Origin of the sequence: Paenibacillus anaericanus, from assembly GCF_003994475.1 — a bacterium.
Taxonomy (GTDB): Bacteria; Bacillota; Bacilli; order Paenibacillales; family Paenibacillaceae; genus Fontibacillus; species Fontibacillus anaericanus.
Window position 1 is genome coordinate 126,873 of sequence record NZ_RZNY01000011.1, and the last position, 24,855, is coordinate 151,727.

The following is a 24,855-nucleotide window of genomic DNA, read 5'->3' on the forward strand; positions in this document are numbered from 1 at the left end:
ACCTCATTAATTGATATGAAGGGGCGGGAATACCCGCCCCTTCAGCTCCTACTTATTCGCTATCGATGTCAAGTTGGTCTTTGACTTGTTGCTTGAATGTTTCAATCGCTTTGTCACGATCTTTGTTGCCCGCAGTGTATTCGCGTACTTGATCGCGCCATAACTTGTTAATCGTTTCGTCGTATTGAGTCAAGTTCTTACCGGATGCGTTGGCATTGGCCGGAACAAAGATGTCGAATATGTTCTGTCCGCCAACCAATGGTAATTCGCCGTTAGACTTATCCATGACAACGGAGGAAGCAACGCTGTCCTTCGCGCCTTGCTCGCCATCTTTCATCGTTCCGTTAGCCCAGTAGTACTGGAGGCCAGTTTCAGAAGTATCGAGCGTTACCCACTTGATGAAGTCCGCAACAGCTTGTTTCTTGGCTTCGTCCTTGACTACGTCTTTGTTAGCGAGTAACCAAGTTCCTCCCCAGAAGAAGCCTGTTGGTGGCTCAGTAACTGCCCAGTCACCATTTGTATCTTTTGCATTATCGCTTAACGTATAGTTAATGAGCCAAGCAGGACCGAAGAAACCGAATACCGGTTTGACACCTGTGCCGGACATATCGGCGAACCATCCTTCCTGCCAGTCTTGTGTATCGTTGTGATAGCTATTATCTTTCAGCTTTTTGGAGAGATCAAGGAACTCTTCGCGCTTAGGATCGATATGAAGCTTTCCATCGACAATCCAGCCTTTGTCAGAACTGTTCTCGATCGCGTGCCAAATATCTCCGTCTCCAGAAACTATGCCATATCCTTTGGCTTTTAGCTTTGCAGCTGCTTCGTAGAACTTATCCCAGCCAGGTCCCACTTCAGTTTTAATCGTTGCCGGATCGTCCGTTCCAAAAACATCCTTGGCAATCGATCGCCGATAGATGAAAGATCCGCCGGTCGCCTGATAGCCAAGACCTTTCAGATTACCGTCTAAACTTCCGATGTCAACTGAGTATTGGGCGATGCCAGCGTCCTTTACCATTTGGTCGTCAAGGCCCAGGTCAGCATAGTTGGCAGCATAGGAGGATGCATCACCTTGTGTATACTTGAGTACGAACGCAGCTTCAGCTGCATAAATGTCCGGGGCATCTTTGCCGCCACCGGCTAGGGCCTGATCAAGAGCCGGTTGATAAGCTCCATCGGTGGTTGCGACAATCGTGGTTTTGAACTCCACATTCGCGTCGGGATGAGTTTCTTTATACTTTTTGGTCATGTTCGGAATCTCGTCCGTGAAGCTCCAGAGATTGATGGTGACTTTCGAATCACTTTTTGCTGGCTCCGCGGCAGTGTTAGTTGATGGAGCTTGACTTGAGTTTGAGCTGGATGAGTCTGTGTTTGATTTCCCACCACATGCAGTAAGAACAGATGACATCACCAGTATTGCAGAGAGTCCGACGAAAATACGTTTCATACCTTTCATGCGTTTCATACTTAACCTCCCCTTTTATATTGATTCCTCGGTTTTATGTAACCGCATACATAATTATAGATCCAATGATCCATTCGCATAAGGAACCATTCTTTGGGGATACTTCCACTATTTTTGGGTTGTGTTCCTTGGAATCCGTTAGGAACTTATACTTTCTTTAATAAAAAAAGACACCAAGGGATCTCTACCTTGGGGTCTCAATTATCCGTGACATTACCTTTGTTTACTTACCCGCTTTTAGGGCTTCATCCTGTTTCTTGATGAATTCTTCCGGAGTGACCGCTTTGCCGAACAACGCCTGAACCTGATTAATGTGCCTACTGGAAGCGGCTGGCTTCATCTGGGTATCTAGATAAAGGGTTACTTTGTTGGCCTTGTTCAATTCGTCTAATAGATCAATGAACATTTGCGGGAGCTTGATGGCCGCGGTATCTACTTTGGTAGCGGGTATTACACCCGCATCAACAACGGAATGCTCTCCCCATTTCTGAACGAAGAAGCTGACGAAACTTTTAGCCTCCCGAGCATACTCAGAATGTTGAGAAACAAACAATCCTGTCCCTGGACCACCAACCCAATCATCAACATTGCCTTTGCCACCTGCAACCGTCGGGAACTTGAAATAACCTATCTTGGCTTTAAATTCTTCGGATACGTCCTCAGCGGTCGTGTAATTAGGCAGTTCCCAAGTACCTATGGCGTACATGGCCGAATTCCCGTTCATAAACTGTTCTTTGGCTTCGTCATTGGATAAACCATTATATCCTTTGATGAATGTGTTCAGGTTCACCAGCTCTTCTACTTGTCTTGCAGCCTCAAGCAAGGAAGGGTCTGTGAAGTCCTGGTTCACAACGGCTTTATCCAGTAGGTCCGGTCCCCCTATACGATCAGCCAAGTACATGTACCAGAAGGAAGCCGGCCAACCGTCCTTACCGCCAAGTGTAACGGGGGGAACTCCGTTATCGTTCAGCGTTCGGATGATCGCTTTCAGATCTTTTAAGGTTTGGGGAGGCTGTAGATCATATCTCGAAAATATTTCTTTGTTATAATAGATCGGAACAATGTTTAGTTCGACCGGGAGAGCATACGTCTTGCCATCAAATGAATACGCTTCGGTCGTGCCAGCTACGAATTTCCCATTCAACTCGCCCTGCAAAAGATCGTCCATGACCGCAAACTTGTTTCCCTTAACATAGGGATCCATGAAACCGGCTGCCCAAGTGAACCCGATGTCCGGCAGATCATTGGATGCGGCAAGCACCCTCAGTTTGCTCTTGTACTGTTCATTTTCAAGTACTTCCGTCGTGATGGTGATATTCGGATTGGCTTCTTCAAACTCACTGATGATTTCTTTTACCATTTTGTTTTGCGCGGAGTTGTTGCCATCTGACCATAGATGCATCATTTTTAAAGTTATTTTCTCACCGTTACTCTTGGAACTGTTCCCTTCGTTGCCGCCGCAAGCGGTCATTATCAGCAGCAAGACCAGGAATACGGCACAATATACTACGATTCTCTTCGTGGGTATCCCCCCTTGTCGAGTCATTATTGGATATGGCCATCCATACCGTTCCTTTTGGATCGATACTGTCCCGGACTCATCCCATCGTACTCCTTAAACAGTTTGTTAAAATATTTTACGGTCTGATAACCGGTACGACTTGCAATTTCCGCTATGGGCAGATTTGTTTTCAACAGCAATTCCTTTGCTTTCTGCAATTTTCTACGAGCGACGTATTCGCTGAAGTTCATCTGGCATTGCTCTTTGAAAAGCGAACTGAAATAACTCCCGTTCAGATGTACATGCCCAGCGACTTCCTGCAGGCTGATCGCCTCCTCTATATGCATTTCCACATAGTGCATCGCCTGGCGGACCGGATCGCTTAATGCAGCTTCTTCTTCCCTTATGGCCATCAATTGCGGATCAGCCATCTTCCGCATGAAGACAATATGTTCTTGCTCTTCCCCTGCCTTTAGAGCATCCTCTACGGATGCAATCAGCTTTTCTCGGCTGGCTGGCTTGAGTAAATAGTCCACTACGGACAAATGAATCGCTTGCTGGGCGTACTCGAACTCGGCATGGCCGGAGATGAGAATAACGGATGGCTTACGCTGGATTCTTTTCTCCCTCATTTGGCTTATTAAAGCAAGCCCGCTGATTTCCGGCATGCGTATGTCCGTTATCATAAGTTCCACGGGAATCTCCTCAAGAATTTGCATAGCGGCGACCCCATTGCTTGCCGTGAGGATCTCATATTGACCGGCTGCCCATACCTCAAGTATTTTCTTCATTCCTTCTCTCGATCTCAGTTCATCGTCGACGATAAGAATCATTCGGCTCCTCATGGCTTTTTGCCTCCTCGGACAGGAATTTGGATACTGATACGAGTGCCCTTGCCCTTCCGGCTATCAATGGATAATACCGCGCTCTGCTCATTATTAAAAAACAGTTGAAGTCTCCTCTGCACATTGGCGATTCCCACGCCGGAATCTTTAGACGAAGACACTTCCCCGCTTTCCAGCCCTTCCACAAGGGAGCGCAGCTTTTCCTCATCCATTCCCACACCGTTGTCCTCCACCGTAATGGCAATCCGTTCTCCGTCGCGCGCGACCGTCAGCCTTATCCAACCGGGTTCAATTTTACTCTCGACTCCATGCAATACGGCATTCTCCACGAGTGGCTGCAGCAACAACCTGGGTAGCTCTACATCTGCAAATTCTGGAGGAGCCTCGATTTCCCAATCTAGGCGGTCTTCAAATCGCATCTTCATAATGAGCATATATCGCTTCACATGCTCCAGTTCATCTTGCAGCTTCACCCATTCCCCTTTACTCGGCCCAGTGATGGTATACCGAAATAAATCAGACATGGCGACAACATACTCGGCCAGTTGATCTTGATCCTTGTCCAGTAGCGACCAGTACAGAACATCCAAGGTATTAAACAAAAAATGTGGATTGATTTGAGCTTGAAGTGCCTTTAACTCGGTGTGACTCCGAGATAACTCTTTCTCATAAACCAACTGGATCAGCTCATTGATGTTATCGATCATTTTGTTATAGGAATAATTAAGTTCCTTAATTTCCATGGTGGACGATACATTTTCGATGGGCTTCAGAATGCCGAGACGGGTACCTCTCATGGCTTTGATCAGCTTAAACACTGGCCGGGTAATTAGGGTAGACAGAAAAAAAGAAAGTAAGATGAATAGCAAAGTACCCATGATGGCCGATACGACAATGGTCGTCCGCAAGACCGATATGCCTTTGGTGATGACGTTAACCGGCGTTAAGATGAGCAGCGTCCATCCAGATACGGAAGACCGCTGTTTGACGACGATAAAGGACCTGTTACCGATGGAAGCAATCTGATCATTGGAACCCTCCAGAAGCATCGCCGCTGTCTTTTCTGAAATGGTGTTATCGTTGGACGTGATCAACTGTCCGTCGGAAGCGAGGAGCAGCACTGTTTCCGCTTCCCCTTCCCCAGACACTGAGCTTTTCAGCGCAAACTTGCTGCGATCTAAGCGGATGAGCAAATACCCGCCAGTCGTGAAATACCTATCGATGATGCTGATTTGTCGAATCGCTAAAAGTGATGTGGAATCGAGCGGGTCGATTCCGAACCAGACGAGGCTTCCTTCCTTCCTCGTCGCCAGTTTAATCCAGTCCTCAGGCACCTTATCTCTCAGGCTGCTGCCATCGAGAGGGTACAGCACCGCCCCGTCTTTGTTGTAAAGCTCAACAGATTTGATGCCATCCGTGTAGATTTGGACCAGATTGATAATAGGTGGCAGCGCCTGTCGTTCCGCAAAGGTAGCCGGTTGACCTTCTAAATCCCGTAAAAGCAGTTGCTGTATATACTCGTTTGTCGATACCAGCGTCGTTAGAGAATTGATCTGTTCGAGAATTCCCTCAAGGCGTCCATTAGCCTGAATCGCAGTTTGCTGAATATGCTTCTCTGCGTTGTTCTTGAGCAGCGTCGAGACCGAATGGAATGTAATCCCCCCGACAAAAATCAGAATGATCAGCATGACAGCGAGAAATCCGAGAAGCATTTGATTCCGCAGCGTATTGAAATTTAACCTGGGTAGTATCCGCCGCACGCAGTAGCTTCCTCCCTTCTTCATGGGATTATGGAACGATCACCCGCACCACTATGTAAGGGCTTTCAAAACTTCCTGCAATTATATTAGCATGTTTACTAATTATCCGCTAAGGAATAATTGTGGAAAGCTGTGCTAGATTCCCTGTATCCTCATTGGATTAATCCAATAAGGATACAGGTATTGTCAACACAACTTACCAGTTCTACGATAGCAATTTCATCTCCTGCAATTTGTCGAAAATCAGTTGGCTAACTGAAGATACATGGTTTCGATCACTATAGTTTAGCCAAGCCAATTCTTCTATCTCAGCAGCAGGATTTAATTCTCCTTCAAATTCCGCAGCATAACAAGTCATTTTTACTATAACGCCTTCCGATTTACCGTGTGCACCAGCTTCGAAAGTTCCAAAATGCGAGATGGTTTCGCTCTTGATCTGTACAGATAATTCTTCTTCTACTTCTCTCACAAGCGTGTCGCTATCCGTTTCGCCCGGCTCCCTTTTGCCTCCTGGTATATAATAGAGATCTTTGCCCTTAGAACGAGCACATAATAGCTGACCATTTTCAACGTGTATCCATGCGATCTTATCTATAGTTGTTGTCATTGAATTCTCCACCTTTATAATAATTATTAATTTATAGCCTTACTTGCTTTCTTTGAAGACTGCTGGACTTTTCTTGCGCCACCAAATTTAAATACGATGACACCTCCGACAATAACCAACACACCAATCAACTTGTTGAGGGTAAATGGAACTTTCTCTACACCTAACCAACCTAACGAGTCCCATAATAATGCACAACCAAGCTGTGCTGTCAGAACTATAGAAATGGCATACGTTGGACCAAGTAACTTGATTCCATTGACCATACATACAACCACTCCAACTCCAATCAAACCACTGAACCAGAACCAAGGCTGCATGTTTTGTAAGGCAAACATTTGCTTACCTTCAAAGATAAGACCCAGCGTCAGTGAGGCAACGAATCCCAAACCCAACACTAAGGTAGTTGTTGACCAAGACCCTGCATGTACATTCACTTTATTGTTGAAAATATTTTGTAAACCGACCAATGAACCCGCGACAAACGCTAATAATAGGCCAAGAATCATATCCGTTACTCCCCTATTTTAAGATTAGAATTTTGTTAATAGATATTACGACTTGCCAATGCACTTAATCCTTCACGATCCTTAACCACGATATACTCCCTATTGCGCTCAATGAGGCCTGCTGCACTAAGCTTTTGGATGACCCGATTCAGATGTCTGTAGCTGGTTCCAATTAAGTTCGATACATCCGTCAAACTAGATGTGCTTAACTGCCCTCTGAATAAAGCATTGGATTCGTCAAAAGAGACAGACAGTATATAACTAGCCAACCGGACTTCCACCGGATGCATCAAATTAAGACTAAAGGAATTGGATTTGATCAAAAATTTACGTGTAATGATGTCCAACAAAAAATTAAGTAGCGGAGAATAATCACTACTGAATTGCTTCAGCCAGCGATAATGAACACCAATCATACAGACAGGCGATACCGCCTCAACAGTATTGATAATATCGATCCCCTGAATGTATTCAATGTCCCCGATCACCTCAAGCGGTGTTTTAAAAGAGATCACCAGTCTTCTGCCTTCTGCAGATTGGTTATAAATTTTTATTTTCCCCTTAACAAGTACATAAAGGTGCTGTGATGGTTCGCCTTGGGAGCAAATGAGTTCCCCTTGATCAAAGCTGTACAACGATAAGTGCGGTATTAATGGTTCATTAAATATGGACTCGATATGATGCGATTGTATGTAAGAATGTAGTAACTTCCGGTCTTGAATTTCTTTCATTGCTTGGTTTCGCCTCCAGCTGTCAAGAGTCATGTCTACTGATTAGTTTATCAAAATTTTATTATCACTACACCAGCGATCATCATCGCGATTCCAATGAATTGCGGAAGCAGCATCTTCTGCTTCAATAAGCCAAACCAGCCTTTAGTATCAATTAAGAATGTCATACATAGCTGAGAAATCATCACAGTCGATACAGTTAAGGTAACTCCAACATGTTGAATAGCGGTAACATTAGAGAATATAATGACAGCCGCAAAAGCGCCACCCGCAAGATATAACGGCTTCACTTTGTTCAAACCTTGCCAATTTTTCTCTCTCACAACCATTAGAATTAGAAAGGCCGCAACAAATCCGGTAAACTGGGTTACTGCCGCCGCTTGCCAAGTTCCAATATCTTGACTAATCCGAGCATTTGCAACACCTTGCAAGGTAATAAAGGCCCCGCCTAAAAACGCAAATAAAATCCCTCTCATGACTTCTCTCTCTCCTCTATTTAGCTGTGTCTTAATTAAATGATATATCTTATCGTATGGAAAGGACATATGTCCTCAAGGAACGGAGCTTAACGAAAACAAGGAGCAGTTGCCATGGGCAAACTGCTCCTTGTTTGATTCAACTATCATTAAACCTAGAGCGAGACAGATTACTGCAATCTAAGCCCTTTGCGGATTTTTTTCTTTCCATATAACTGTTATACCGAAGCCAATGACCATAATGACAGCAGAGAAAAGATACGGATAGTGGATGTTTACGTCAAATAATATTCCACTCATGGCAGGCCCACCGATTGTACCTAAACTCGTGTAAGTTGAGTTCATTCCCGCAACAAATCCCTGCTCTTTCCCAGCTGTTTTTGATAAAAATGTAGTCAATGCTGGACGAAGTAAATCAAAAGCGAGGAAGAGGAAGCAAGTTACCGCTAGCACTGCCAAAAAGCTAGAGATCATAGTGGATGCCACGGCTAATACCCCACCGATATTTAAAAAGCATTGAATCAGTTTCTTTTCACCTAGCTTATTCACCGTTTTCTCAAACATAAATACTTGAGCAACAACGCCGAAGATTGAGCTAATTGTAATAATAGTTGCAATGTTCTTTGGCGTGAAGCCGAATTTATGATCAGAAAATAAGCTAAAAACAGTTTCATAGGCTGATAAACCGAAAGATAGAACAAATATAATGATAAATGGAATAAAGTAAAGCGGATTAAGTGATTTTTTTAGATCGCTTATAAAGTTTGTTTGCTTTGTATTAGCAGAAATTTCTGCTAGCTGATTCTTTGTTAGCGGCTCCTTTAAAATAAATACAGATGAAATCCCTGCTAAAAAGGCAATAGCTGCTGCAAAAAGGAAAGGCATGCGTAAACCATATTCTGCAATAAATCCACCGACGCCTGGTCCAATAATAAAACCCGTACTTATCGCGGCAGAAATACAGCCCATCGCTTTAGGGCGTTCCTGAACAGTTGTAATATCTGCAACATAGGCAGTAACACCTGGCATAATAAAGGCGGCACTTATCCCACCTAGAAATCTTGATATATAAAGCACCGACACATCTGTGCCTAGACCAAAGATAAGTTCTGAAATACCAAAAAGGAATAAGCCAATGATGATGATTTTCTTTCAAGCATCTACGATTCTATGATAAAACATGAAAAGTACTTGAACATTTATAGTATTGATGCCTCTCACACGATAGGCTGGATGATAGATACAAAAAGTGTATTAGCAAATGAAAATGAAACATTCAAATATAATTATCTTTTTACTAGGGTTAGTGAACAATCAAAATACTCAAACTTCAAGCGAGAAAAAGGACTCTATTTAACCGCATATCATAACGATGGACCCTGGAGCGTACATGACACTTATGATCGAATAATAAGATATATTAATGAAAAGAGCATAGAAATAAAGGGATTTTTTTATGAGGATGTTTTGTTAGATGATCTTTCAGTTAAAGATTATGAAGAGTATTTAATTAAGATCTCTGTTCGAATTTCAAAAATGTAAGCTTTTCAAAAGTATCAACTTTCGCCGTAACGTGTCGGAGGACAAGAACATAGTCCCTTGTAGGACAATAACTTGATCCCTTAACTGACTCTCCCTAAATCTAGGCACAAAAAGAAGCCCATAATTTGGGCTTAATCTAATGAATCATGCTTTTTTATGTATGCGTTCACAAGGTTCGAGCTGTAACATTTTTCTGTTCGCAGTTCTCTAGGTAAGGGCGTACTTAACTGGCAATGGTTTGTACACAGAACCGATCTTTATAGTTTATTTGACGGGTAGACTATCATAAAAAAAGTTTATTACCTCACCATGTTACTACTAGTATAGATGTTGTTGCTAAAGAAGATAAACTTGCTAATATTTTCGTGGTAGGCTTGAGTTCAAAAACCCAAAATGGCTTATTTATACAAGATTTTTGATGCTGCCGTCTTATAATTTTTTATCAAAATAAATTAAGGAAATTAATTCAATTCCATGTTGTAGAAACAGCAACATAAATGCAGATAAGATTGCATTAGAAACACTGAGACTAATTTGAAAAGGATTAAATAAATCTACAGCCAATATGATACTAAATACTATTGTAATTAAACCTTGGTACCAATATATCGCTTGGTTCGCCTTATTCTGAATCAATTGCCAGCGTTCATCATTTTTATATTTTAGACTTTTACTAGCTTTGTAAAATACATTACCAAAAAGCCCTACACCTAATACAAACATCACAACTATCATTACTGATTTATAAATCATGATTTATCATCCTCCTTCAGTGTAAATACTTCATTAATAGATACATTAAATACTTTTGCAATTTTGAAGGCTAGCTCCAGTGATGGTGTATATTTATATTTCTCGATGGATATAATTGCCTGTCGTGATACCCCAAGAAGTTCAGCCAAATCAGCTTGTGTCCAATCCTGTACAGCCCTCAAAATTTTAATGCGATTTTCAATCAATGTAATTCACCCCTTACTTAATGTAACTACTTGATTACATTTTTATTGTAATTAAGTAGTTACATTTTGTCAAGCATTGAACTAGGAAGTGTCTGGAAACTCATCATTGTGAAAGCATGCTTGTTTAAGTTTAAGAATCCATGCAGTGTGGGGCACACTAACTGCTTTTTCCCCTATCCTCCTGCGTAGCTTTACAAATCAAGTAGTTTCTCTTCTTTATGGAGAATCCGGCTAATCATCATCATCTTCAGCAGCAACTAGTGAAGTAGCCGCCTAAAGTGTCGATATTTCATCTGAATGAATATTTTACCTGTGCGATTTTACCACCGAAATATGATTTAATAACTATCTAATCGGCAATGAGACTAAGTTCTTGTCCATTATCGGCTAAGGGATCAAGTTCATGTCTCGATCACAGGACAAGAACTTGATCCCTTAAAATAGAAAAACCACACAGGGTGTGATTTCTTAAAAGACTATGTTCTTGTCCTGTGACATAACGACACGAAAAAGCCTGATTTCTCAGGCTTTGATGGAACAGTTTATGTAGATCAATTTATAGGATACTAGTTTACAATTTTTCGTCGATGAATCTGCTTACCTGTGTTATGAAATCATCAATCTTCAAGATCAATGCAAGATGCCCCCCATCAGGCTCCGTAGAGACTTCAGGATTGGTCATCATTTCAGTTAATCCAGCTTTGATACCTTCACTAAAAGTATTGTCATCTTTGGATAATAGATGTAGAACTTTCCCGTCAAAATACGCAAAATCTCTTTTACTCATTCTAGGGATGGCAAGCAAATCGATCATTAAATTACACATATGCCGCTCGCCCTTATTTGTTAATTTACTGAACATATAACGGAAAAACTCAGTCATATAGATTCTTTCATCATCCAGTCCTTCATACATACAACCAGAATTTGATATCACTAACCCATCCACCATGTCAGGATGTCTTTGTGCAATGACTTGGGCAAGGAATCCACCGTGTGACTGTCCCACAAGCACTACTTTTTCCAAGCCAATCTCTCTAATCAATAGCTTAATACTATCAGCAAGTTCCGCATTCGTCTTATAACCACGGGGAAATCAAAAGTAATGACTTGATATTTCTTCTCTAAAACGAATACAAGGTTACAATAGGCTATGGATAATCCCAACCCTCCGACAAGTAAAACTAGTGTCTTCCCTCCCTTACCGGAAAAAGTATATCTGAAGTCTACCCCATTTATTCTCTTAACCAATAATGGATGGGACTTCTGATAGGCCTCAATATGCTGTGCAAAGTTCATAATAGATTCCCTCCTAAAACTCGATCTATGTATCAATTGAACTTTTGACTTTTAATTATCTACAACAAAATAGTTTAATACGGTAACGGTCAATATAACGGCGGAAAGTGCTACATTTTTAGATAAATGAGACAAATGCAAAAGGAGAATTATACATGCTGAATCAGCGTGAACACCCTCTAGTTATCCAATCAAAAAATTGGTTCATTGAGGCATTGCTTAGCTTGTTGCAAGAAAAGCCGTTCAAAGAAATTAAAATCAAGGAAATAGCGGAAAAAGCACAATTGGACTGAAGAACATTTTATCGGATCTTTAAATCAAAAGAAGATATGCTTGATCTGTATTGCGAAATGATAGTTACGTAACATATAAATAAGGTGAAATTATTACCTGAATTCTCACTTCATTCTTTATCAAAAGCCTATTTTGAGTTTTGGAGCAACCATTTGGATTTTTTAGTGCAACTGAAAAAAAACAACCTTTTGTTATTTTTAATGAATAAGCATGAGTGGTTATTAGCTGAGGGTCGTAAGGTAGTTAAACCATACATTGACGAGGAGTCTATAGATCGAAATGGGCGCTATGCCTTAGCTTTCGTTATAGGTGGGTATTGGAGTGTCTTAATTAAATGGGTATCAGAGGGTGCAATTGAGTCTCCCGAGGAGTTGGCATTAATCGTTAAAAGTACATATCGTAAGTAGACAAAAAGGAGCTAAAGAACAGCTCCTTTTGTCATTATTTAATCGCATTAATTATATTATTTCAACTTGAGTTTGGTTTAGCAACTTGATGACATCAAATGGTGTTTCAAATTTATATTTTGCCGGGATTTGCTCAGGATTCTTACAACCCCATAACGCTAACCCAAAATCTACCCCAGCATCTCGTGCACATTCATAATCATATATCGTATCGCCTATATAAATAGAGGTTGAAGGATCAGCACCTGAGATCTCGAGAAACTTTAATAAGGGATCAGGATTCGGCTTGTGTCTCTCCGTATCATCCGCAACGACAATGTGTGTTAAATAGCTTGTAAGGCCAAAGGGTACAAAATCATTTGTGAATTCTTCAGATGTTCTCGATGTTACAATACCTTGAGTGATTTCACTCTCTTGAGCTATATTCATTAAATCATTAATGCCATTAAACACTTCGATGGAACTAGAAAAATCCTTTGTAAAGTAATTCCACCGAGCTTCTGCCATGGGGATACTCATCTCATGAATTCCTAATTGTCGAAGTGCATAAGTTCCAGGGATTCCGAGTGCAAATAACAAATCCTGTTGCCCAAAATCTCTATCATAATCTATCTTAAGCATCTTCTGGAGTGAACTTAATATCGCTAACTCTGTATTAATTAGTGTGCCATCAACATCATAAATAAATGTAGTATACATAATCGATCATCCTCCCATGTATTCTTCGTATTAAGCACATGGTAAAGTATGAAATGGATTTCATGTCAACACTTAGATTTACTTAGATTGATGAACGATGAATAATTCGATAAGGGATATTAACCTTTTGTCTTGATTTCTGGATGACGAGATCAAAAGCTTGTTCTCCAACTTTGATTAATTGATGGTCAACCGAAGAAAAATCTAATGCTATACCAATGGGTTGATTTTCTTGGCCTATAATAGCTAAATCTTCAGGTATATTCATATGTAGGGAACGAGCGTACTGATAAATCCCACCAGCTATTTCATCTCCATTAGCATATATTGCAGTTGGTCTTGCAGGTAAAGCAAGTAACTTCTTTCCAGCAAGATAGCCGTCCTCCATGTTATAGCAATCTGGATAGTACAATTCTGGTCGAAGCTCTCCAAAGATTTCTTTATAAGCAGCTATCGTTTGTTGAGTACTGACGCTTTGCATCCCTCTAGCAGCAGTAAAGGCTACGGTGGTGTGCCCTTTCTCCTTAAGATATTGAAATACTTCAAGATAAGAGGAGTATCTATCTATGTATGCACATCCAATTTCGGGATGTTCCGTGTATTCACAAGAAACTACTTCCCCATATTGCGAATAAGGTATGATGGCTTCCCAGGGATTTGCTCTCGAAGTGATCACGATTCCATCTAGCAATTTATTCTTTAGCATAGAGAGATATTCTATCTCTTTCTCTTTATTGTATTTTGTGGGTAGTACAGTAATCGTATAGCCTTTCTCCACAGACTTATTAAGTGCACCGTGCAACATTTGATCAAACGCTTGATTATTGTTGTAAGGAATGATGAATCCAATCGTTTTGGTTTCGCCGCGAATGAGGTCGATTGCATTTCTATTCGGCGTGTAGTTCATGTCATTAATTACTTTCTGGACTGCTGCGCGTTTGTCTTCAGATACGTATTTATGATGATTTAGCACCCTCGACACAGTCGAGACGGATACACCAGCTATCTTAGCAATCTCGTTAATGTTAGCCATACAGTCCTTCTTTCTAAATGTATATTTATTTCATTTATTATAACTTATTTTGTAAGTTTAACTCGGTGTATTGGTAAAAAAAAGAACCCGCAATCATTGCCGGGTTCTCTGTTAATTATATTTTGTAATAAATCACTTCTTCAACCTGTAAAGTTAAAGCGGTTTAACTTTAAGTCAATAAAAAAATGGATTTACAACTTTATTGCATCTCCCAATTCGTCACTTTAACAATAGCTGCATCTGCACCTTTTAGATCGGTTTCACCTTGGCTGAGTAGAGTGCTCCACTGCTTAACACGATTCTTCCCATTTGGTGCTTGGTTGTAATCATTTGTATCCACAATCAATGTACGCTTCGCGTAGAAACTAGTCATAAAAGTCTTCTCATTTGTGCTAGTTCCGGATTTCTTTAGAAGTCCTTGAAGACTGTTGGAGTCCCCTGTTGCCCCATGATTCAAAGCTGCATCAACAAATGAGCCAATGGTTAAGGCAGTTTTAAATCCCCGTTGGTTTGCTTGCTGTACACTATATTTAATATAGACATTATAGAAGGTTTTCCACATTGCTTCTCTCCATGCTGGGTCGTTTTGCAGGGCGTTAATTTTCTTGATGAAGGCACTATCACTGTCTTTGATGACCAAGATTGAACCACTCATGGAGCCATTAATACCAAGTCTCTTCAATGCTCCGCTAACTGATGGATTAGTTGCTCCCTTTACCTTGTCGTATTCCTTGAATAGATCAGGTCCATCTGGTCCAGTATCATTTGCCCCACCAGTAGTTGCCCCAAATATACCGATAGTAAATCCACGTTTATCCGTTAGTTTCTCGCAATATCCATAATAATTAGTCCAATTAAGATCGTCCTGCTCCGGTTTGTTAACAAGCTTCATAATATTGTTCCATTGCTCACCATCAAGACCTGTATTATCTTTTAAAAATTTGAGTGTTGCCGGAGAAAAGTTGCTATCGGGATTCGTTGCTGCATAACTTTTTGATTGAAAAGGATTAGACAGAAGGCCAAATGAAATAGTAATTACAAAGCTTAGTAAGACCAACAAAGAAAACTTCAATCTCTTTGAACCTGAATTCTGTTTGGTGTTTAACAAATTAATCACTCCTCCTAAAAGTATAAGCGCTTTAACATTTATGCAGCAGGTTTCCTCCCTTCATCATGTCTATTCTACATGCATGGTAATATTTCCTTTTTTTAGATGTTGTTATTTAAAAATATTTTTTTGATCCAGATATGCGAATTCGGGTGATGATGCTCTCTAAAAAAATAGACTCCTATCATGGAAGAAAAAATCCTTTGATAGGAGCTAATTAATAAAGATACTACTACATACTCTGGCTGGACAGATAAGAGATTACGGCAGCTTCTGCTTCATCTAAGTTGTTTACCGTGAAAGCAACCTTCTCGACTCCCTCATATTGATGGGAAGAATGGTTGTACCTTGGATCATAATAATACTCCAGTATCAGCTTCACAGCCTCAGCGAACAAGTCCGCCTGCAAGCATCGTTCGATCTCTATTGCAACCGGTACGTGAATCCGAGATTTGATTGCCCGGAATGCAGTAATATATTGCTCCTTGTATTGTTCTGGTCGATAATCCTCGAGGATTTGCTGCACTCTAGACTCAAGCGGCATTTCAATCCAAATTTGCGTTCCCACTTCTTTCTGCTGAGTCATGAATGACGGCATAACAACTTTTCCAATCCGTGAACTCTCAGCTTCAAATAGAACATAAGGAGAATGCTCCAGCTCGATCAAATGCTCAAGTAGAAGGCTATCAAAGGTTTTCTGATTGTTTGGCTTGAGTCCAATTTCTCCAAATATGGAGCCACGGTGCCCTGCCAACCCCTCCAAATCCATCACGGGATGACCTAATCTCTTCAGGCGATGAAGAAGGTTTGTTTTACCAGTTCCTGTATATCCATGAAAAACATAAGACTTTGGCTTGAAATTGTAGGAATCCAGGTTGTCCAATACCCATTTGCGGTATGCCTTGTAACCACCAACCAGCCGGTAGGCGTGAATATCCATCAAGGAAAGTACGGTTGCTGAAGTACGGCTTCGCATCCCTCCCCTCCAACAGAATACGACCTTGTCTCCTGGTAACGCTCCAAACTCTTTAATAAAAGCTGGTAGTTTGGCGGATACAATCTCCAACCCCCGGTCTTTCGCAGCCTGCACACTGGTCTGCTTATATAGCGTACCAACTTCTGCCCGTTCCTGATCATCGAATAAAGGTATATTCAGACTGCCAGGCAGCGTTGAGTCATCATATTCGGAAGGTGAACGGACATCAACAATTGTCAGCTCTTTACTGTCCTTTAGCATTCTTAGCTCTTCTATAGTAATATCCTGAAACAAAGCTTTCTCTCCTCTAGTTCTGTACAGCGGCGAATAGAAGTCCTCTGATGCAGATTCAATTTATACTTGCTTCGCGGTCACTGTGATCTGCCCAGGATGATCCTTCGTTACTTCACCAATCATGGCGGCTTCTACACCGGCATCTCGAAGTTCCGCTAGTAATTTATCGCTTTGCTCTTCGGCAACAGAGATTAACAATCCGCCTGATGTTACTGCATCACATAGGATGTAACGGCTGATCTGATCCATATGCTCAGGATAAAGGATACTTCCCTCCAAATGAGCAAAGTTATTCTTAGTCCCTCCAGGCACAAAACCTTCTTCAGCTAGTTCCCTTACTCTAGGTAGTAAAGGTACAGCGTCCTGATGAATTATTAGACCCAATCCGCTTCCTTTTGCCATTTCTGAAGCATGGCCGAGCAGACCAAATCCAGTTACGTCCGTACAAGCATGGACATCATAAGGTTCCATAATTTCAGCAGCCGTTTTATTAAGCGTAGACATGACCTGAATAAGACGTGTTGTTTCGTCTGCAGATAATTGATCCTTCTTAATAGAAGTAGTTAAGATACCCACACCGATAGGTTTGGTCAAAATGAGCTTGTCTCCCACGCGGGCTGCTGCATTCGTTCTAACTTTGTCCGGGTGGATAAGTCCTGTAACAGATAAGCCAAATTTCGGCTCTTTATCGTCGATAGAGTGACCGCCTACAAGCGTAGCTCCTGCTTCCTGTACTTTATCTGCTGCACCACGCAAAATATCCGTGAGAACACTTTTATCAAGAACTGAGATCGGAAAAGCTACAATATTAAGTACCGTAAGCGGCTTGCCTCCCATGGCATAGATATCACTTAGAGCATTGGCAGCTGCAATCTGTCCAAATGAATAAGGGTCGTCTACAATCGGCGTGAAGAAATCTAGAGTTTGCACTAAAGCTAGCTCATCATTTAAGCGGTATACACCCGCATCGTCACTAGTATCTGTTCCTACTAACAAATTGGGATTTGGTACAGTAGGTGGGAGACTACGTAGAACCTGACTAAGATCGGCAGGACCTATTTTGCAGCCGCAACCTCCTTTGGAAGATAATGAAGTCAATTTTATTGTTTCAGATTGTGACATATTGGATGTTCCAGCTCCTTTAGTGATATAAAACTACTTATTTAATCTTACACGATGCAATTATTATTGTACAAAATAAAATAGCTCTATACCGTATCGCATATATCAAGGGTTAAAGAAAAGCAGCCGAGAATAATCTCGGCTGTCTCTCATTGTTATTCGCCTGTCTCCGCAAATTGTCTTATCCGCTCACCAACCTGGTCACGGACTCTTTGGAACACGGCCCATTTTTGTTCATCAGTTCCTTGAGCTTTAGCAGGGTCATCAAACCCCCAATGTTCACGCTGCACATGCGGAGGTGTCATTGGACAACGATCGGCTGCATCACCGCATAATGTAACTACTAAATCTGCACGGTTAAGTAGTTCTGGATCAATAATATCTGACGTTTGACCTGAAATATCAATATCTACCTCATTCATCGCCCTAACGGCATTTGGGTTAAGTCCATGCGCTTCTATGCCTGCGCTGTATACATCCCAGTTGTCCCCCAAGTATCTTTTGGCCCAACCTTCTGCTATTTGACTTCGACAAGAATTCCCGGTACACAAGAAATATATCGTCTTCTTCTGCATAATATTATCGTTCGACTCCTTTATGGTTTTATAAGTGAAGGGTCAAAATACTTGCGTTTTATCCAAAGCGCTACGTTAACTAGAGCGATTAATACGGGAACCTCCACTAAAGGTCCAATGACAGCAGCAAATGCAACGCCAGAATCTAGTCCAAACACGCCGATCGCGACTGCAATTGCGAGTTCAAAGTTATTACTTGCTGCCGTAAATGACAACGAAGATGCTACAGGATAAGACGTGCCTGATCTTTTAGACATATAAAAAGATAGTAGGAACATGACAACAAAATAGATGATCATCGGAATCGCAATCCGAACAACATCAAGTGGCAAGGATACAATCAGACCCGCTTTAAGTGAGAACATTAAGATAATCGTAAACAATAAGGCAATAAGCGCTAATGGGCTGATCTTTGGAATAAATACTTGTTCATACCAGTCTGCACCTTTCAACTTGATCCCTACTACCCTTGATAGCAATCCGGCCATAAAAGGAACTCCTAAGTAAATGAATACACTTTCGGCAATTTGCCCCATCGAAATATTCACTTCAGCACCTTGAACTCCGAACCAATCAGGTAATACGGTAATAAACACATACGTGAACACCGAGTAGAACACAATCTGAAAGATGGAGTTGAAAGCGACGAGACCTGCTGTATATTCAGGATCTCCTTTGGCCAAATCACTCCATACCAACACCATCGCAATACATCGTGCGAGACCGATCATGATCAATCCGATCATATACTCCGGCATGTCACTCAAGAAGAGGATCGCCAACAAGAACATTAGAATTGGACCGATAATCCAGTTTTGTACCAACGATAGCAGCAATACCTTCCAATCCTTGAATACCCGCCCGAGCTTCTCATATTTCACCTTAGCTAGCGGTGGGTACATCATGACGATTAGACCGATGGCAATGGGAATGGAGGTTGTTCCTACCTGCATTTGGGACAATACTTCTGAGAAATTAGGTATTATCGCTCCGAGAAGTAAGCCAACCGCCATCGCACCAAAGATCCAAATGGTCAAGTATCGATCGAGGAATGACATTTTTTTTGAAGCTCCTTGGGCCATCACATGTATCTCCTTTTTAAACTTATTACTTCCTACAACAACATTATACATGTGTCATCATATAAGTAAATAATAATATGTTTATATGTTATACATAACTTTATAATCAAAGTTATCAATCACAGACTGAAGCCGACAACTGTTCATCTAGCAAACTAATTTTTGATGCTTGTGAAGGAACATGGATCAGAATGTCTTTGACATAGGGTTTATCCTCAATCGTTAAAGAATAATAAGTCCACTTTCCTTTACATACTTCCTTCACTAAGCCTCCTGCTTTCATCTTTCGTAAATGTTGACTGATGCTTGGTTGCGACATTTGCATCATATCTACGATATTACAAACACATAATTCCTTTTCCTTCAACAGGCCTAGAATCGTAAGTCTAGACTTATCCCCTAGCAATTTGAATGTTTCCGCCATCGTATCTATCGTATCCATGAATGTCCTCCTCCATTAATGATGAGTTCAAAGTCACATGCTTATATAATTGTATTATAATATGTAATCAATTATAAGTCTTTATTGAGTACTTTCCTCAAGTGTTAACCAGTTTTTCAATAGTGAATCGTCCTGTAAATCTAATTCGAATTTAAGAAAAGAAACAAACTCTTTCGTGTCTACTTCTTTGAATTTGTAGAGACTATAATAATCCTGTAAAAATAGTTCCGCTTGCTCCACACCCCCATGTTGTTTGAAGATCTCCCATAAACGATAAGCAGACTGATAGTAGATATAATAACTCCGTGTATCTGAAGGGTATTGATTAAGTGGTAAATTAGAATGATATGGTTCCATATTTGCGAGTAAAGAGAGTTTTAACTCGTTACCTTCCTCTTTTGATTGGAACAAAGCTGTAGCAAAGGTTGTTATCCCTTCATCAAGCCATGCATCATAGTAAGGATCATTATTTATAATCCCATAAAACCATTGATGAGCAATTTCATGTACGACCGTTCTGTTCAACTGAACTAGTGGTGAGCTTACGGTAACGACCCCAGGGTACTCCATTCCTTGATACTCCCCGGTATCATTTACTATGATATCTAACTGTTTGTAAGGATATGGACCTAAATTTTTTTGAAAATATGTAAGAGCCTTCTCTGCTAATAAAGCTACATTTCTGGCTTCAGTCTTACTTTCAAAACCAAAGACACGGATTTCAGTATTGCGAACTTGCATACTACTTACTATAGGTTCTTTTAAAATACCAATAAAAACTTCCTTCACATTTTCAATGTAGATAGAATCCTTATTCTTACTAGGAAAAGTATCGTTTTGATAAGAGCTAACAAACGTAAAGTTATCGGGTATTTCATAATTCAACTTAAAATTACTGTGTGTTGTATGATAGGTTTCTCCGGCATTCGGTATATATTCTTCTTTATTCCAGCCATTACGGTATGTTGGAACCATGGGATACCATTGTGCTAGATAATAATTATTTTTATATGTAGTAAATCTCCATCCTTTTTCGGGCATAGTGAATCTATACTCCACTTCAACATCGGTCTGTCCATTCGGGAGTATTGGTTCATTTAAGGGTATTGCCAATGTATCTCCTATTAATGAGTGCTTAACCGAGACATCATTAAGTTTCACAGAGTCAATTTCAACCGTAGCAGGCTTTTCTAATAGTGGGGACGATTCCTTTGTAAACATATTTGGTATAAAGTATAGCTGTACTTCTGACCAGTCTTCTTCCGATGTATTCGTTATATTAATGTTGGCTTGGACCGTAATGTTTCCTGCCTCATCCATCTTCAAATCGATAGTATATTCACTTTTTGTTCCTGCTGACTTTCCCATAGCTTTATAATCTGTTAAGTCTTTCTTTACAACAATCACATCAACACTTTTATCATCTGGCTTTTTTATCATCCAAGAACATAAATATATGATGAGCACAATGAATACGATCATTAGTTTCTTCCATATACTGATACTAAGCCCTCCTTCATCTAGAAATTACCTAATAATTTCAAATATTCAATCTAGTATTTAAACGCTTCTTGGATAGATTAGTTTACTTTGAACATACCTATCCTCTTAGGAAAAACTAAATGCTTTGAATAAGTAATTTGGGTTTGCTATAATTCACTAGAGGTCTTTAAAACTTTAAATACATAATAAAGGGGAATTCTATATGATAATACAGCCAAAAACACGCGGCTTTATATGCACAACAGCTCATCCTGCGGGATGTGCTAAGCAAGTAGAGAGTCAAATTGAATATGTAAAAGCTCAGAAAAAAATCGACGGACCAGCAAATGTTCTTGTGATCGGGGCTTCTACTGGTTATGGTCTCGCATCTCGGATTACTGCTGCATTTGGTGCAGGAGCAAATACGATCGGGGTATTCTTTGACAAGGCGGCAGAAGGTCAACGTACTGCATCTGCTGGATGGTATAATTCAGCTGCTCTTGAACAAAAGGCTGCTGAAACTGGTTTGAAATCACACAGTATTGTTGGCGATGCTTTCTCAGATGCCATCAAAGAAAAAACGATAGAATTAATCAAAGCTGAGTATGGCACGATAGATCTAGTTGTATACAGTGTAGCTTCTCCTCGTCGTACTCATCCGGTAACAGGAGAAACCTTCTCTTCTGTCATTAAGCCAGTTGAGACTGCTTATTCGAATAAAACATTGAACTTCCACACCGGCGAGGTTTCATTAACCACGATCGAGCCTGCTACAGAAGAAGAAGTTCGCCAAACGATCGCCGTTATGGGCGGTGAGGATTGGAGAATGTGGATGGATCAGCTTCTGGAAGCTGGAGTGCTTGCGGACGGTGCCACTACTGTCGCATACTCCTACATTGGACCAGAGATCACACACCCGATTTATCGTGAAGGTACCATTGGTAAAGCGAAGAATGATCTTGAGCAAACTGCCAATAAACTGAACGACTTGCTTGCTTCGAAGAACGGACGAGCGTTTGTATCGGTTAATAAGGCTCTAGTTACCCAATCCAGCTCAGCTATTCCTGTAGTACCACTATATATCTCAGCACTTTACAAAGTGATGAAAGAAAAAGGACTACATGAAAATTGCATCCAGCAAATGTACCGCCTCTTCTCCGAACATCTGTATGGCAATAACCCTGCTACGGCTGAAAGTAGTAGCTTGATCCGTGTTGACGACTGGGAAATGCGTGAAGACGTTCAAACTGAGGTCATGAAGCGGTGGGATGAACTTCAGTCAGACAATGTTCTTGACTTGGCTGATCTTGAAGGTTACCGTCAAGACTTCTTCCAACTCTTTGGCTTCCATACCGACGGTGTAGATTTTGATGCAAATATTGACCCTTCAGTCGATATTCCGAATTTAGTATAAGTTACTACACATCATTTAATGAATATACAAAAAACAGCCAATCTCTTTTGCGAGACTGGCTGTTTTTGAGTTGTCGATATGAGCTTATTTTCTAGCATGAATCTCTTCATTTATTTGGGCAATTATTTCTTGGATATTTATAGAGCCGAGATCCCCTTCCCCACGCTTGCGAACAGACACGCTATCGGAATTCTTCTCATTCTCACCAATAACGAACATGTACGGAACCTTTTCCAGTTGGGCTTCACGGATTTTGTACCCTAGCTTTTCATTTCGTATATCTACTTCGACCCGAATACCGGCCTCTTCTAGCGATTTCTTTACTTTAAAAGCATGGTCGACATAGTTCTCTGACACAGGCAAAATCTTCGCTTGGACGGGTGCAAGCCACAGTGGGAATGCCCCTGAGAAATGTTCAGTTAGAATCCCTATAAAACGATCAATAGATCCATACACAGCACGATGTATAACAACAGGCTGGTGTTTTTGGTTATCCTCAGCAATATAAGAAAGTTCGAATTTCTCAGGCATCTGGAAATCCAGTTGGATTGTCCCACACTGCCAGCTACGCTTAAGGGCATCTAGAATGTGGAAGTCGATCTTAGGTCCGTAGAAGGCTCCATCCCCTTCATTAACACGATACGAGATGCCTCGGTTCTCTAACACATTTTTCAGGGAAAGCTCCGCCTGATCCCAAAGCTCTGCTGAACCCATGTAATCCTCTGGCCGAGTGGATAATTCGACCTTGTATTCAAATCCGAACACTTGATATACATGGTCGATCAACTCAATGACACGACTTATTTCATCCTCGATTTGTTCTGGAAGAACGAACAGGTGTGCATCATCCTGACAAAAAGTACGTACTCGCATCATGCCATTTAATGCCCCTGAAAATTCATGGCGATGAACTTGGCCAAACTCCGAAATACGGATCGGCAGTTCACGATAAGAACGCAGGCTATTTTTGAAAATAAGCATATGCCCTGGACAGTTCATCGGTTTGAGCGCGAATTTTGTTTCGTCTACATTCGTAAAGTACATGTTATCCTTGTAGTGATCCCAATGTCCTGAATGCTCCCACACCCGATTATTCATCATCAATGGCGTACGCACTTCTTCATAGCCTCTTTGTCTCTGTAATTCACGCGCGAAATCTTCAAGCTCGGTACGGATTGTCATCCCCTTTGGAAGATAGAAAGGCATGCCAGGCGCTTCTTCTGAGAACATAAACAATTCAAGTTCTTTACCTAGCTTACGATGATCTCTCTTCTTAGCTTCCTCAAGAAAATGTAAATGCTCTTCAAGCTGTGCTTTCTTCGGAAATGAAGTTCCGTATATACGCTGTAGCATCTTGTTATTGGAATCTCCCCGCCAGTAAGCCCCTGCTACGTTCAACAGCTTAAACGCTTTGATTCGGCCAGTTGATGGAAGATGTGGCCCTCTGCATAGATCAAAGAAATCACCTTGATCATAAATCGTTAATTCTACATCTTCAGGCAAGTCACGAATGAGCTCCAACTTCAGGGGCTCTTCAAGTTCCTCAAAAGTTTTGATCGCTTCTGCACGGCTAATGACCCGCCGAACTATAGGTAAATTCTCTTGTGATATCTTCTCCATCTCTTTCTCGATTGTGGCAAGGTCATCCGTCGAAAGTGGTTTTTCTATATCGATATCATAATAGAATCCGTCTTCGATCACCGGTCCAATACCGAGTTTCACGGCCTTGTCTCCATAAATACGTTTAATTGCTTGAGCCATTAAATGTGCTGTACTGTGTCTATATATCTCCAGGCCATCACGGCTATCCATCGTAACAATTTCGATGAGACTATCATGCTCAATCGGTTGGTTAAGATCTACCGTTTTGCCGTTTACCTTCCCTGCTACAGCATTTTTCTTCAGACCTGTACTAATTGATTCTGCGACTTGTTCGATTGTGGTTCCTTGAGGATACCTCCTAATTGTTCCATCGTGCAATGTTACGTTGATCTCCATGATTTAGCCTCCAATTCTACCTTAATCCTGATTTTTTGAACGCAAAAAAACGCATCTCGTCCGTAAAGGGACGAGTGCGTTCAGCTCGTGGTTCCACCCAAATTCGACTTACATCGTGACATTCCTTGGCTTCTTAGCCTGGGATGCAGATGCAAAGTCCTTATTAGTATCTCGTAACGGGGATAAGTCGGTGTCGCTTACAACCGTGATTAGATCGACGGGTTCAACGCCACAG

At 41.1% G+C, this 24,855-nt stretch carries 26 protein-coding genes and 1 pseudogene; 4 read left to right on the forward strand and 23 right to left on the reverse strand.

Annotation, left to right across the window (positions count from 1 at the left end):
- Nucleotides 1-52 precede the first annotated feature (52 nt).
- From EJP82_RS14615 to EJP82_RS14655, 9 genes and pseudogenes are all read right to left on the reverse strand, one after another.
- Complete coding sequence (locus EJP82_RS14615; RefSeq protein WP_246054148.1) at nucleotides 53-1,465, reverse strand: ABC transporter substrate-binding protein; 1,413 nt, start codon at nucleotides 1,463-1,465, stop codon at nucleotides 53-55.
- Nucleotides 1,466-1,688: 223 nt separating this feature from the next.
- The gene (locus EJP82_RS14620; protein ID WP_127192803.1) at nucleotides 1,689-3,011 is read right to left on the reverse strand and encodes an extracellular solute-binding protein; all 1,323 of its coding nucleotides are present in this window, start codon (nucleotides 3,009-3,011) and stop codon (nucleotides 1,689-1,691) included.
- Nucleotides 3,011-3,811, reverse strand: a complete 801-nt coding sequence (locus EJP82_RS14625; protein ID WP_127192804.1) for a response regulator transcription factor — start codon at nucleotides 3,809-3,811, stop codon at nucleotides 3,011-3,013. Before EJP82_RS14625 ends, EJP82_RS14620 begins: the two co-directional genes overlap by 1 nt.
- On the reverse strand, nucleotides 3,808-5,571 hold the full coding sequence (locus EJP82_RS14630; protein WP_246054150.1) for a sensor histidine kinase: 1,764 nt from the start codon (nucleotides 5,569-5,571) through the stop codon (nucleotides 3,808-3,810). The genes EJP82_RS14625 and EJP82_RS14630 overlap by 4 nt, the downstream gene beginning before the upstream one ends.
- 205 nt (nucleotides 5,572-5,776) lie before the next feature.
- Nucleotides 5,777-6,178, reverse strand: coding sequence for an NUDIX hydrolase (locus tag EJP82_RS14635; protein WP_127192805.1), 402 nt, complete (start codon nucleotides 6,176-6,178; stop codon nucleotides 5,777-5,779).
- Between the two features lie 26 nt (nucleotides 6,179-6,204).
- Complete coding sequence (locus EJP82_RS14640) at nucleotides 6,205-6,687, reverse strand: DMT family transporter (protein WP_127192806.1); 483 nt, start codon at nucleotides 6,685-6,687, stop codon at nucleotides 6,205-6,207.
- 35 nt (nucleotides 6,688-6,722) lie between these two features.
- The gene (locus EJP82_RS14645) at nucleotides 6,723-7,418 is read right to left on the reverse strand and encodes a Crp/Fnr family transcriptional regulator (RefSeq protein ID WP_127192807.1); all 696 of its coding nucleotides are present in this window, start codon (nucleotides 7,416-7,418) and stop codon (nucleotides 6,723-6,725) included.
- A gap of 50 nt (nucleotides 7,419-7,468) precedes the next feature.
- Complete coding sequence (locus EJP82_RS14650; RefSeq protein ID WP_127192808.1) at nucleotides 7,469-7,894, reverse strand: DMT family transporter; 426 nt, start codon at nucleotides 7,892-7,894, stop codon at nucleotides 7,469-7,471.
- Nucleotides 7,895-8,074: 180 nt separating this feature from the next.
- Nucleotides 8,075-9,046 (reverse strand): annotated as a pseudogene (locus tag EJP82_RS14655) (MFS transporter); the annotation flags it as partial.
- A gap of 18 nt (nucleotides 9,047-9,064) precedes the next feature.
- On the opposite strand from EJP82_RS14655, the gene EJP82_RS14660 reads away from it, so the two are divergent.
- A complete protein-coding gene (locus EJP82_RS14660; protein WP_127192809.1) occupies nucleotides 9,065-9,436 on the forward strand; it encodes a MerR family transcriptional regulator in 372 nt (123 codons plus the stop codon).
- 429 nt (nucleotides 9,437-9,865) lie between these two features.
- Here the strand turns inward: EJP82_RS14660 and EJP82_RS14665 are convergent, their stop codons facing one another.
- The 4 genes from EJP82_RS14665 to EJP82_RS14680 form a co-directional block, all read right to left on the reverse strand.
- Nucleotides 9,866-10,189: a hypothetical protein gene (locus EJP82_RS14665; protein ID WP_127192810.1), complete on the reverse strand. Its 324-nt coding sequence runs from the start codon at nucleotides 10,187-10,189 to the stop codon at nucleotides 9,866-9,868.
- A complete protein-coding gene (locus EJP82_RS14670; protein WP_127192811.1) occupies nucleotides 10,186-10,395 on the reverse strand; it encodes a helix-turn-helix transcriptional regulator in 210 nt (69 codons plus the stop codon). Before EJP82_RS14670 ends, EJP82_RS14665 begins: the two co-directional genes overlap by 4 nt.
- 571 nt (nucleotides 10,396-10,966) lie before the next feature.
- A complete protein-coding gene (locus tag EJP82_RS14675; protein ID WP_246054152.1) occupies nucleotides 10,967-11,422 on the reverse strand; it encodes an alpha/beta fold hydrolase in 456 nt (151 codons plus the stop codon).
- 14 nt (nucleotides 11,423-11,436) lie between these two features.
- On the reverse strand, nucleotides 11,437-11,694 hold the full coding sequence (locus tag EJP82_RS14680) for a hypothetical protein (protein ID WP_127192813.1): 258 nt from the start codon (nucleotides 11,692-11,694) through the stop codon (nucleotides 11,437-11,439).
- Nucleotides 11,695-11,849: 155 nt separating this feature from the next.
- On the opposite strand from EJP82_RS14680, the gene EJP82_RS27975 reads away from it, so the two are divergent.
- Both EJP82_RS27975 and EJP82_RS14685 read left to right on the forward strand, forming a co-directional pair.
- Nucleotides 11,850-11,987 carry a hypothetical protein gene (locus tag EJP82_RS27975; protein WP_170220194.1) on the forward strand — a complete coding sequence of 46 codons (138 nt, stop codon included), beginning with the start codon at nucleotides 11,850-11,852 and terminating at the stop codon, nucleotides 11,985-11,987.
- Nucleotides 11,988-12,140: 153 nt separating this feature from the next.
- Nucleotides 12,141-12,395 carry a hypothetical protein gene (locus EJP82_RS14685; RefSeq protein WP_127192814.1) on the forward strand — a complete coding sequence of 85 codons (255 nt, stop codon included), beginning with the start codon at nucleotides 12,141-12,143 and terminating at the stop codon, nucleotides 12,393-12,395.
- A 51-nt stretch (nucleotides 12,396-12,446) separates the two neighbouring features.
- On the opposite strand, the gene EJP82_RS14690 is transcribed toward EJP82_RS14685, so the two are convergent.
- The 9 genes from EJP82_RS14690 to EJP82_RS14730 all read right to left on the reverse strand — a co-directional run bounded on the left by EJP82_RS14690 (nucleotide 12,447) and on the right by EJP82_RS14730 (nucleotide 21,208).
- On the reverse strand, nucleotides 12,447-13,094 hold the full coding sequence (locus EJP82_RS14690) for an HAD family hydrolase (RefSeq protein ID WP_127192815.1): 648 nt from the start codon (nucleotides 13,092-13,094) through the stop codon (nucleotides 12,447-12,449).
- A gap of 82 nt (nucleotides 13,095-13,176) precedes the next feature.
- Nucleotides 13,177-14,127, reverse strand: coding sequence for a LacI family DNA-binding transcriptional regulator (locus EJP82_RS14695; RefSeq protein ID WP_127192816.1), 951 nt, complete (start codon nucleotides 14,125-14,127; stop codon nucleotides 13,177-13,179).
- Nucleotides 14,128-14,326: 199 nt separating this feature from the next.
- Nucleotides 14,327-15,235: a chitosanase gene (locus EJP82_RS14700; RefSeq protein ID WP_127192817.1), complete on the reverse strand. Its 909-nt coding sequence runs from the start codon at nucleotides 15,233-15,235 to the stop codon at nucleotides 14,327-14,329.
- A 232-nt stretch (nucleotides 15,236-15,467) separates the two neighbouring features.
- On the reverse strand, nucleotides 15,468-16,505 hold the full coding sequence (mnmH, locus tag EJP82_RS14705) for a tRNA 2-selenouridine(34) synthase MnmH (protein ID WP_127192818.1): 1,038 nt from the start codon (nucleotides 16,503-16,505) through the stop codon (nucleotides 15,468-15,470).
- 60 nt (nucleotides 16,506-16,565) lie between these two features.
- Nucleotides 16,566-17,627 (reverse strand): selenide, water dikinase SelD, encoded by a 1,062-nt coding sequence (gene selD / locus EJP82_RS14710; RefSeq protein WP_127192819.1) that lies wholly within the window; start codon nucleotides 17,625-17,627, stop codon nucleotides 16,566-16,568.
- Between the two features lie 155 nt (nucleotides 17,628-17,782).
- Nucleotides 17,783-18,202 carry an arsenate reductase (thioredoxin) gene (gene arsC / locus EJP82_RS14715; RefSeq protein ID WP_127192820.1) on the reverse strand — a complete coding sequence of 140 codons (420 nt, stop codon included), beginning with the start codon at nucleotides 18,200-18,202 and terminating at the stop codon, nucleotides 17,783-17,785.
- Nucleotides 18,203-18,222: 20 nt separating this feature from the next.
- Entirely contained in the window at nucleotides 18,223-19,284 is a 1,062-nt protein-coding gene (gene arsB, locus EJP82_RS14720; protein ID WP_127192821.1) for an ACR3 family arsenite efflux transporter, read from the reverse strand.
- Nucleotides 19,285-19,399: 115 nt separating this feature from the next.
- On the reverse strand, nucleotides 19,400-19,726 hold the full coding sequence (locus tag EJP82_RS14725) for an ArsR/SmtB family transcription factor (protein WP_127192822.1): 327 nt from the start codon (nucleotides 19,724-19,726) through the stop codon (nucleotides 19,400-19,402).
- 81 nt (nucleotides 19,727-19,807) lie between these two features.
- On the reverse strand, nucleotides 19,808-21,208 hold the full coding sequence (locus EJP82_RS14730; RefSeq protein WP_127192823.1) for a M1 family metallopeptidase: 1,401 nt from the start codon (nucleotides 21,206-21,208) through the stop codon (nucleotides 19,808-19,810).
- A 223-nt stretch (nucleotides 21,209-21,431) separates the two neighbouring features.
- Here EJP82_RS14730 and fabV point away from each other — a divergent pair, with 223 nt between their 5' ends.
- The gene (gene fabV, locus EJP82_RS14735) at nucleotides 21,432-22,622 is read left to right on the forward strand and encodes an enoyl-ACP reductase FabV (RefSeq protein WP_127192824.1); all 1,191 of its coding nucleotides are present in this window, start codon (nucleotides 21,432-21,434) and stop codon (nucleotides 22,620-22,622) included.
- A gap of 84 nt (nucleotides 22,623-22,706) precedes the next feature.
- Here the strand turns inward: fabV and thrS are convergent, their stop codons facing one another.
- Nucleotides 22,707-24,620, reverse strand: a complete 1,914-nt coding sequence (gene thrS, locus EJP82_RS14740; RefSeq protein ID WP_127192825.1) for a threonine--tRNA ligase — start codon at nucleotides 24,618-24,620, stop codon at nucleotides 22,707-22,709.
- Nucleotides 24,621-24,855: the final 235 nt, after the last annotated feature.

Excerpts from the sequence above, each read along its gene's own strand:
- EJP82_RS14615 (WP_246054148.1), bottom strand. The coding sequence starts at position 1,465 with ATGAAACGCATGAAAGGTATGAAACGTATTTTCGTCGGACTCTCTGCA.
- EJP82_RS14620 (WP_127192803.1), bottom strand. The coding sequence starts at position 3,011 with ATGACTCGACAAGGGGGGATACCCACGAAGAGAATCGTAGTATATTGT.
- EJP82_RS14625 (WP_127192804.1), bottom strand. The coding sequence starts at position 3,811 with ATGAGGAGCCGAATGATTCTTATCGTCGACGATGAACTGAGATCGAGA.
- EJP82_RS14635 (WP_127192805.1), bottom strand. The coding sequence starts at position 6,178 with ATGACAACAACTATAGATAAGATCGCATGGATACACGTTGAAAATGGT.
- EJP82_RS14640 (WP_127192806.1), bottom strand. The coding sequence starts at position 6,687 with ATGATTCTTGGCCTATTATTAGCGTTTGTCGCGGGTTCATTGGTCGGT.
- EJP82_RS14645 (WP_127192807.1), bottom strand. The coding sequence starts at position 7,418 with ATGAAAGAAATTCAAGACCGGAAGTTACTACATTCTTACATACAATCG.
- EJP82_RS14650 (WP_127192808.1), bottom strand. The coding sequence starts at position 7,894 with ATGAGAGGGATTTTATTTGCGTTTTTAGGCGGGGCCTTTATTACCTTG.
- EJP82_RS14660 (WP_127192809.1), top strand. The coding sequence starts at position 9,065 with ATGATAAAACATGAAAAGTACTTGAACATTTATAGTATTGATGCCTCT.
- EJP82_RS14665 (WP_127192810.1), bottom strand. The coding sequence starts at position 10,189 with ATGATTTATAAATCAGTAATGATAGTTGTGATGTTTGTATTAGGTGTA.
- EJP82_RS14680 (WP_127192813.1), bottom strand. The coding sequence starts at position 11,694 with ATGAACTTTGCACAGCATATTGAGGCCTATCAGAAGTCCCATCCATTA.
- EJP82_RS27975 (WP_170220194.1), top strand. The coding sequence starts at position 11,850 with ATGCTGAATCAGCGTGAACACCCTCTAGTTATCCAATCAAAAAATTGG.
- EJP82_RS14690 (WP_127192815.1), bottom strand. The coding sequence starts at position 13,094 with ATGTATACTACATTTATTTATGATGTTGATGGCACACTAATTAATACA.
- EJP82_RS14695 (WP_127192816.1), bottom strand. The coding sequence starts at position 14,127 with ATGGCTAACATTAACGAGATTGCTAAGATAGCTGGTGTATCCGTCTCG.
- selD (WP_127192819.1), bottom strand. The coding sequence starts at position 17,627 with ATGTCACAATCTGAAACAATAAAATTGACTTCATTATCTTCCAAAGGA.
- arsC (WP_127192820.1), bottom strand. The coding sequence starts at position 18,202 with ATGCAGAAGAAGACGATATATTTCTTGTGTACCGGGAATTCTTGTCGA.
- arsB (WP_127192821.1), bottom strand. The coding sequence starts at position 19,284 with ATGGCCCAAGGAGCTTCAAAAAAAATGTCATTCCTCGATCGATACTTG.
- EJP82_RS14725 (WP_127192822.1), bottom strand. The coding sequence starts at position 19,726 with ATGGATACGATAGATACGATGGCGGAAACATTCAAATTGCTAGGGGAT.
- EJP82_RS14730 (WP_127192823.1), bottom strand. The coding sequence starts at position 21,208 with ATGATCGTATTCATTGTGCTCATCATATATTTATGTTCTTGGATGATA.
- fabV (WP_127192824.1), top strand. The coding sequence starts at position 21,432 with ATGATAATACAGCCAAAAACACGCGGCTTTATATGCACAACAGCTCAT.
- thrS (WP_127192825.1), bottom strand. The coding sequence starts at position 24,620 with ATGGAGATCAACGTAACATTGCACGATGGAACAATTAGGAGGTATCCT.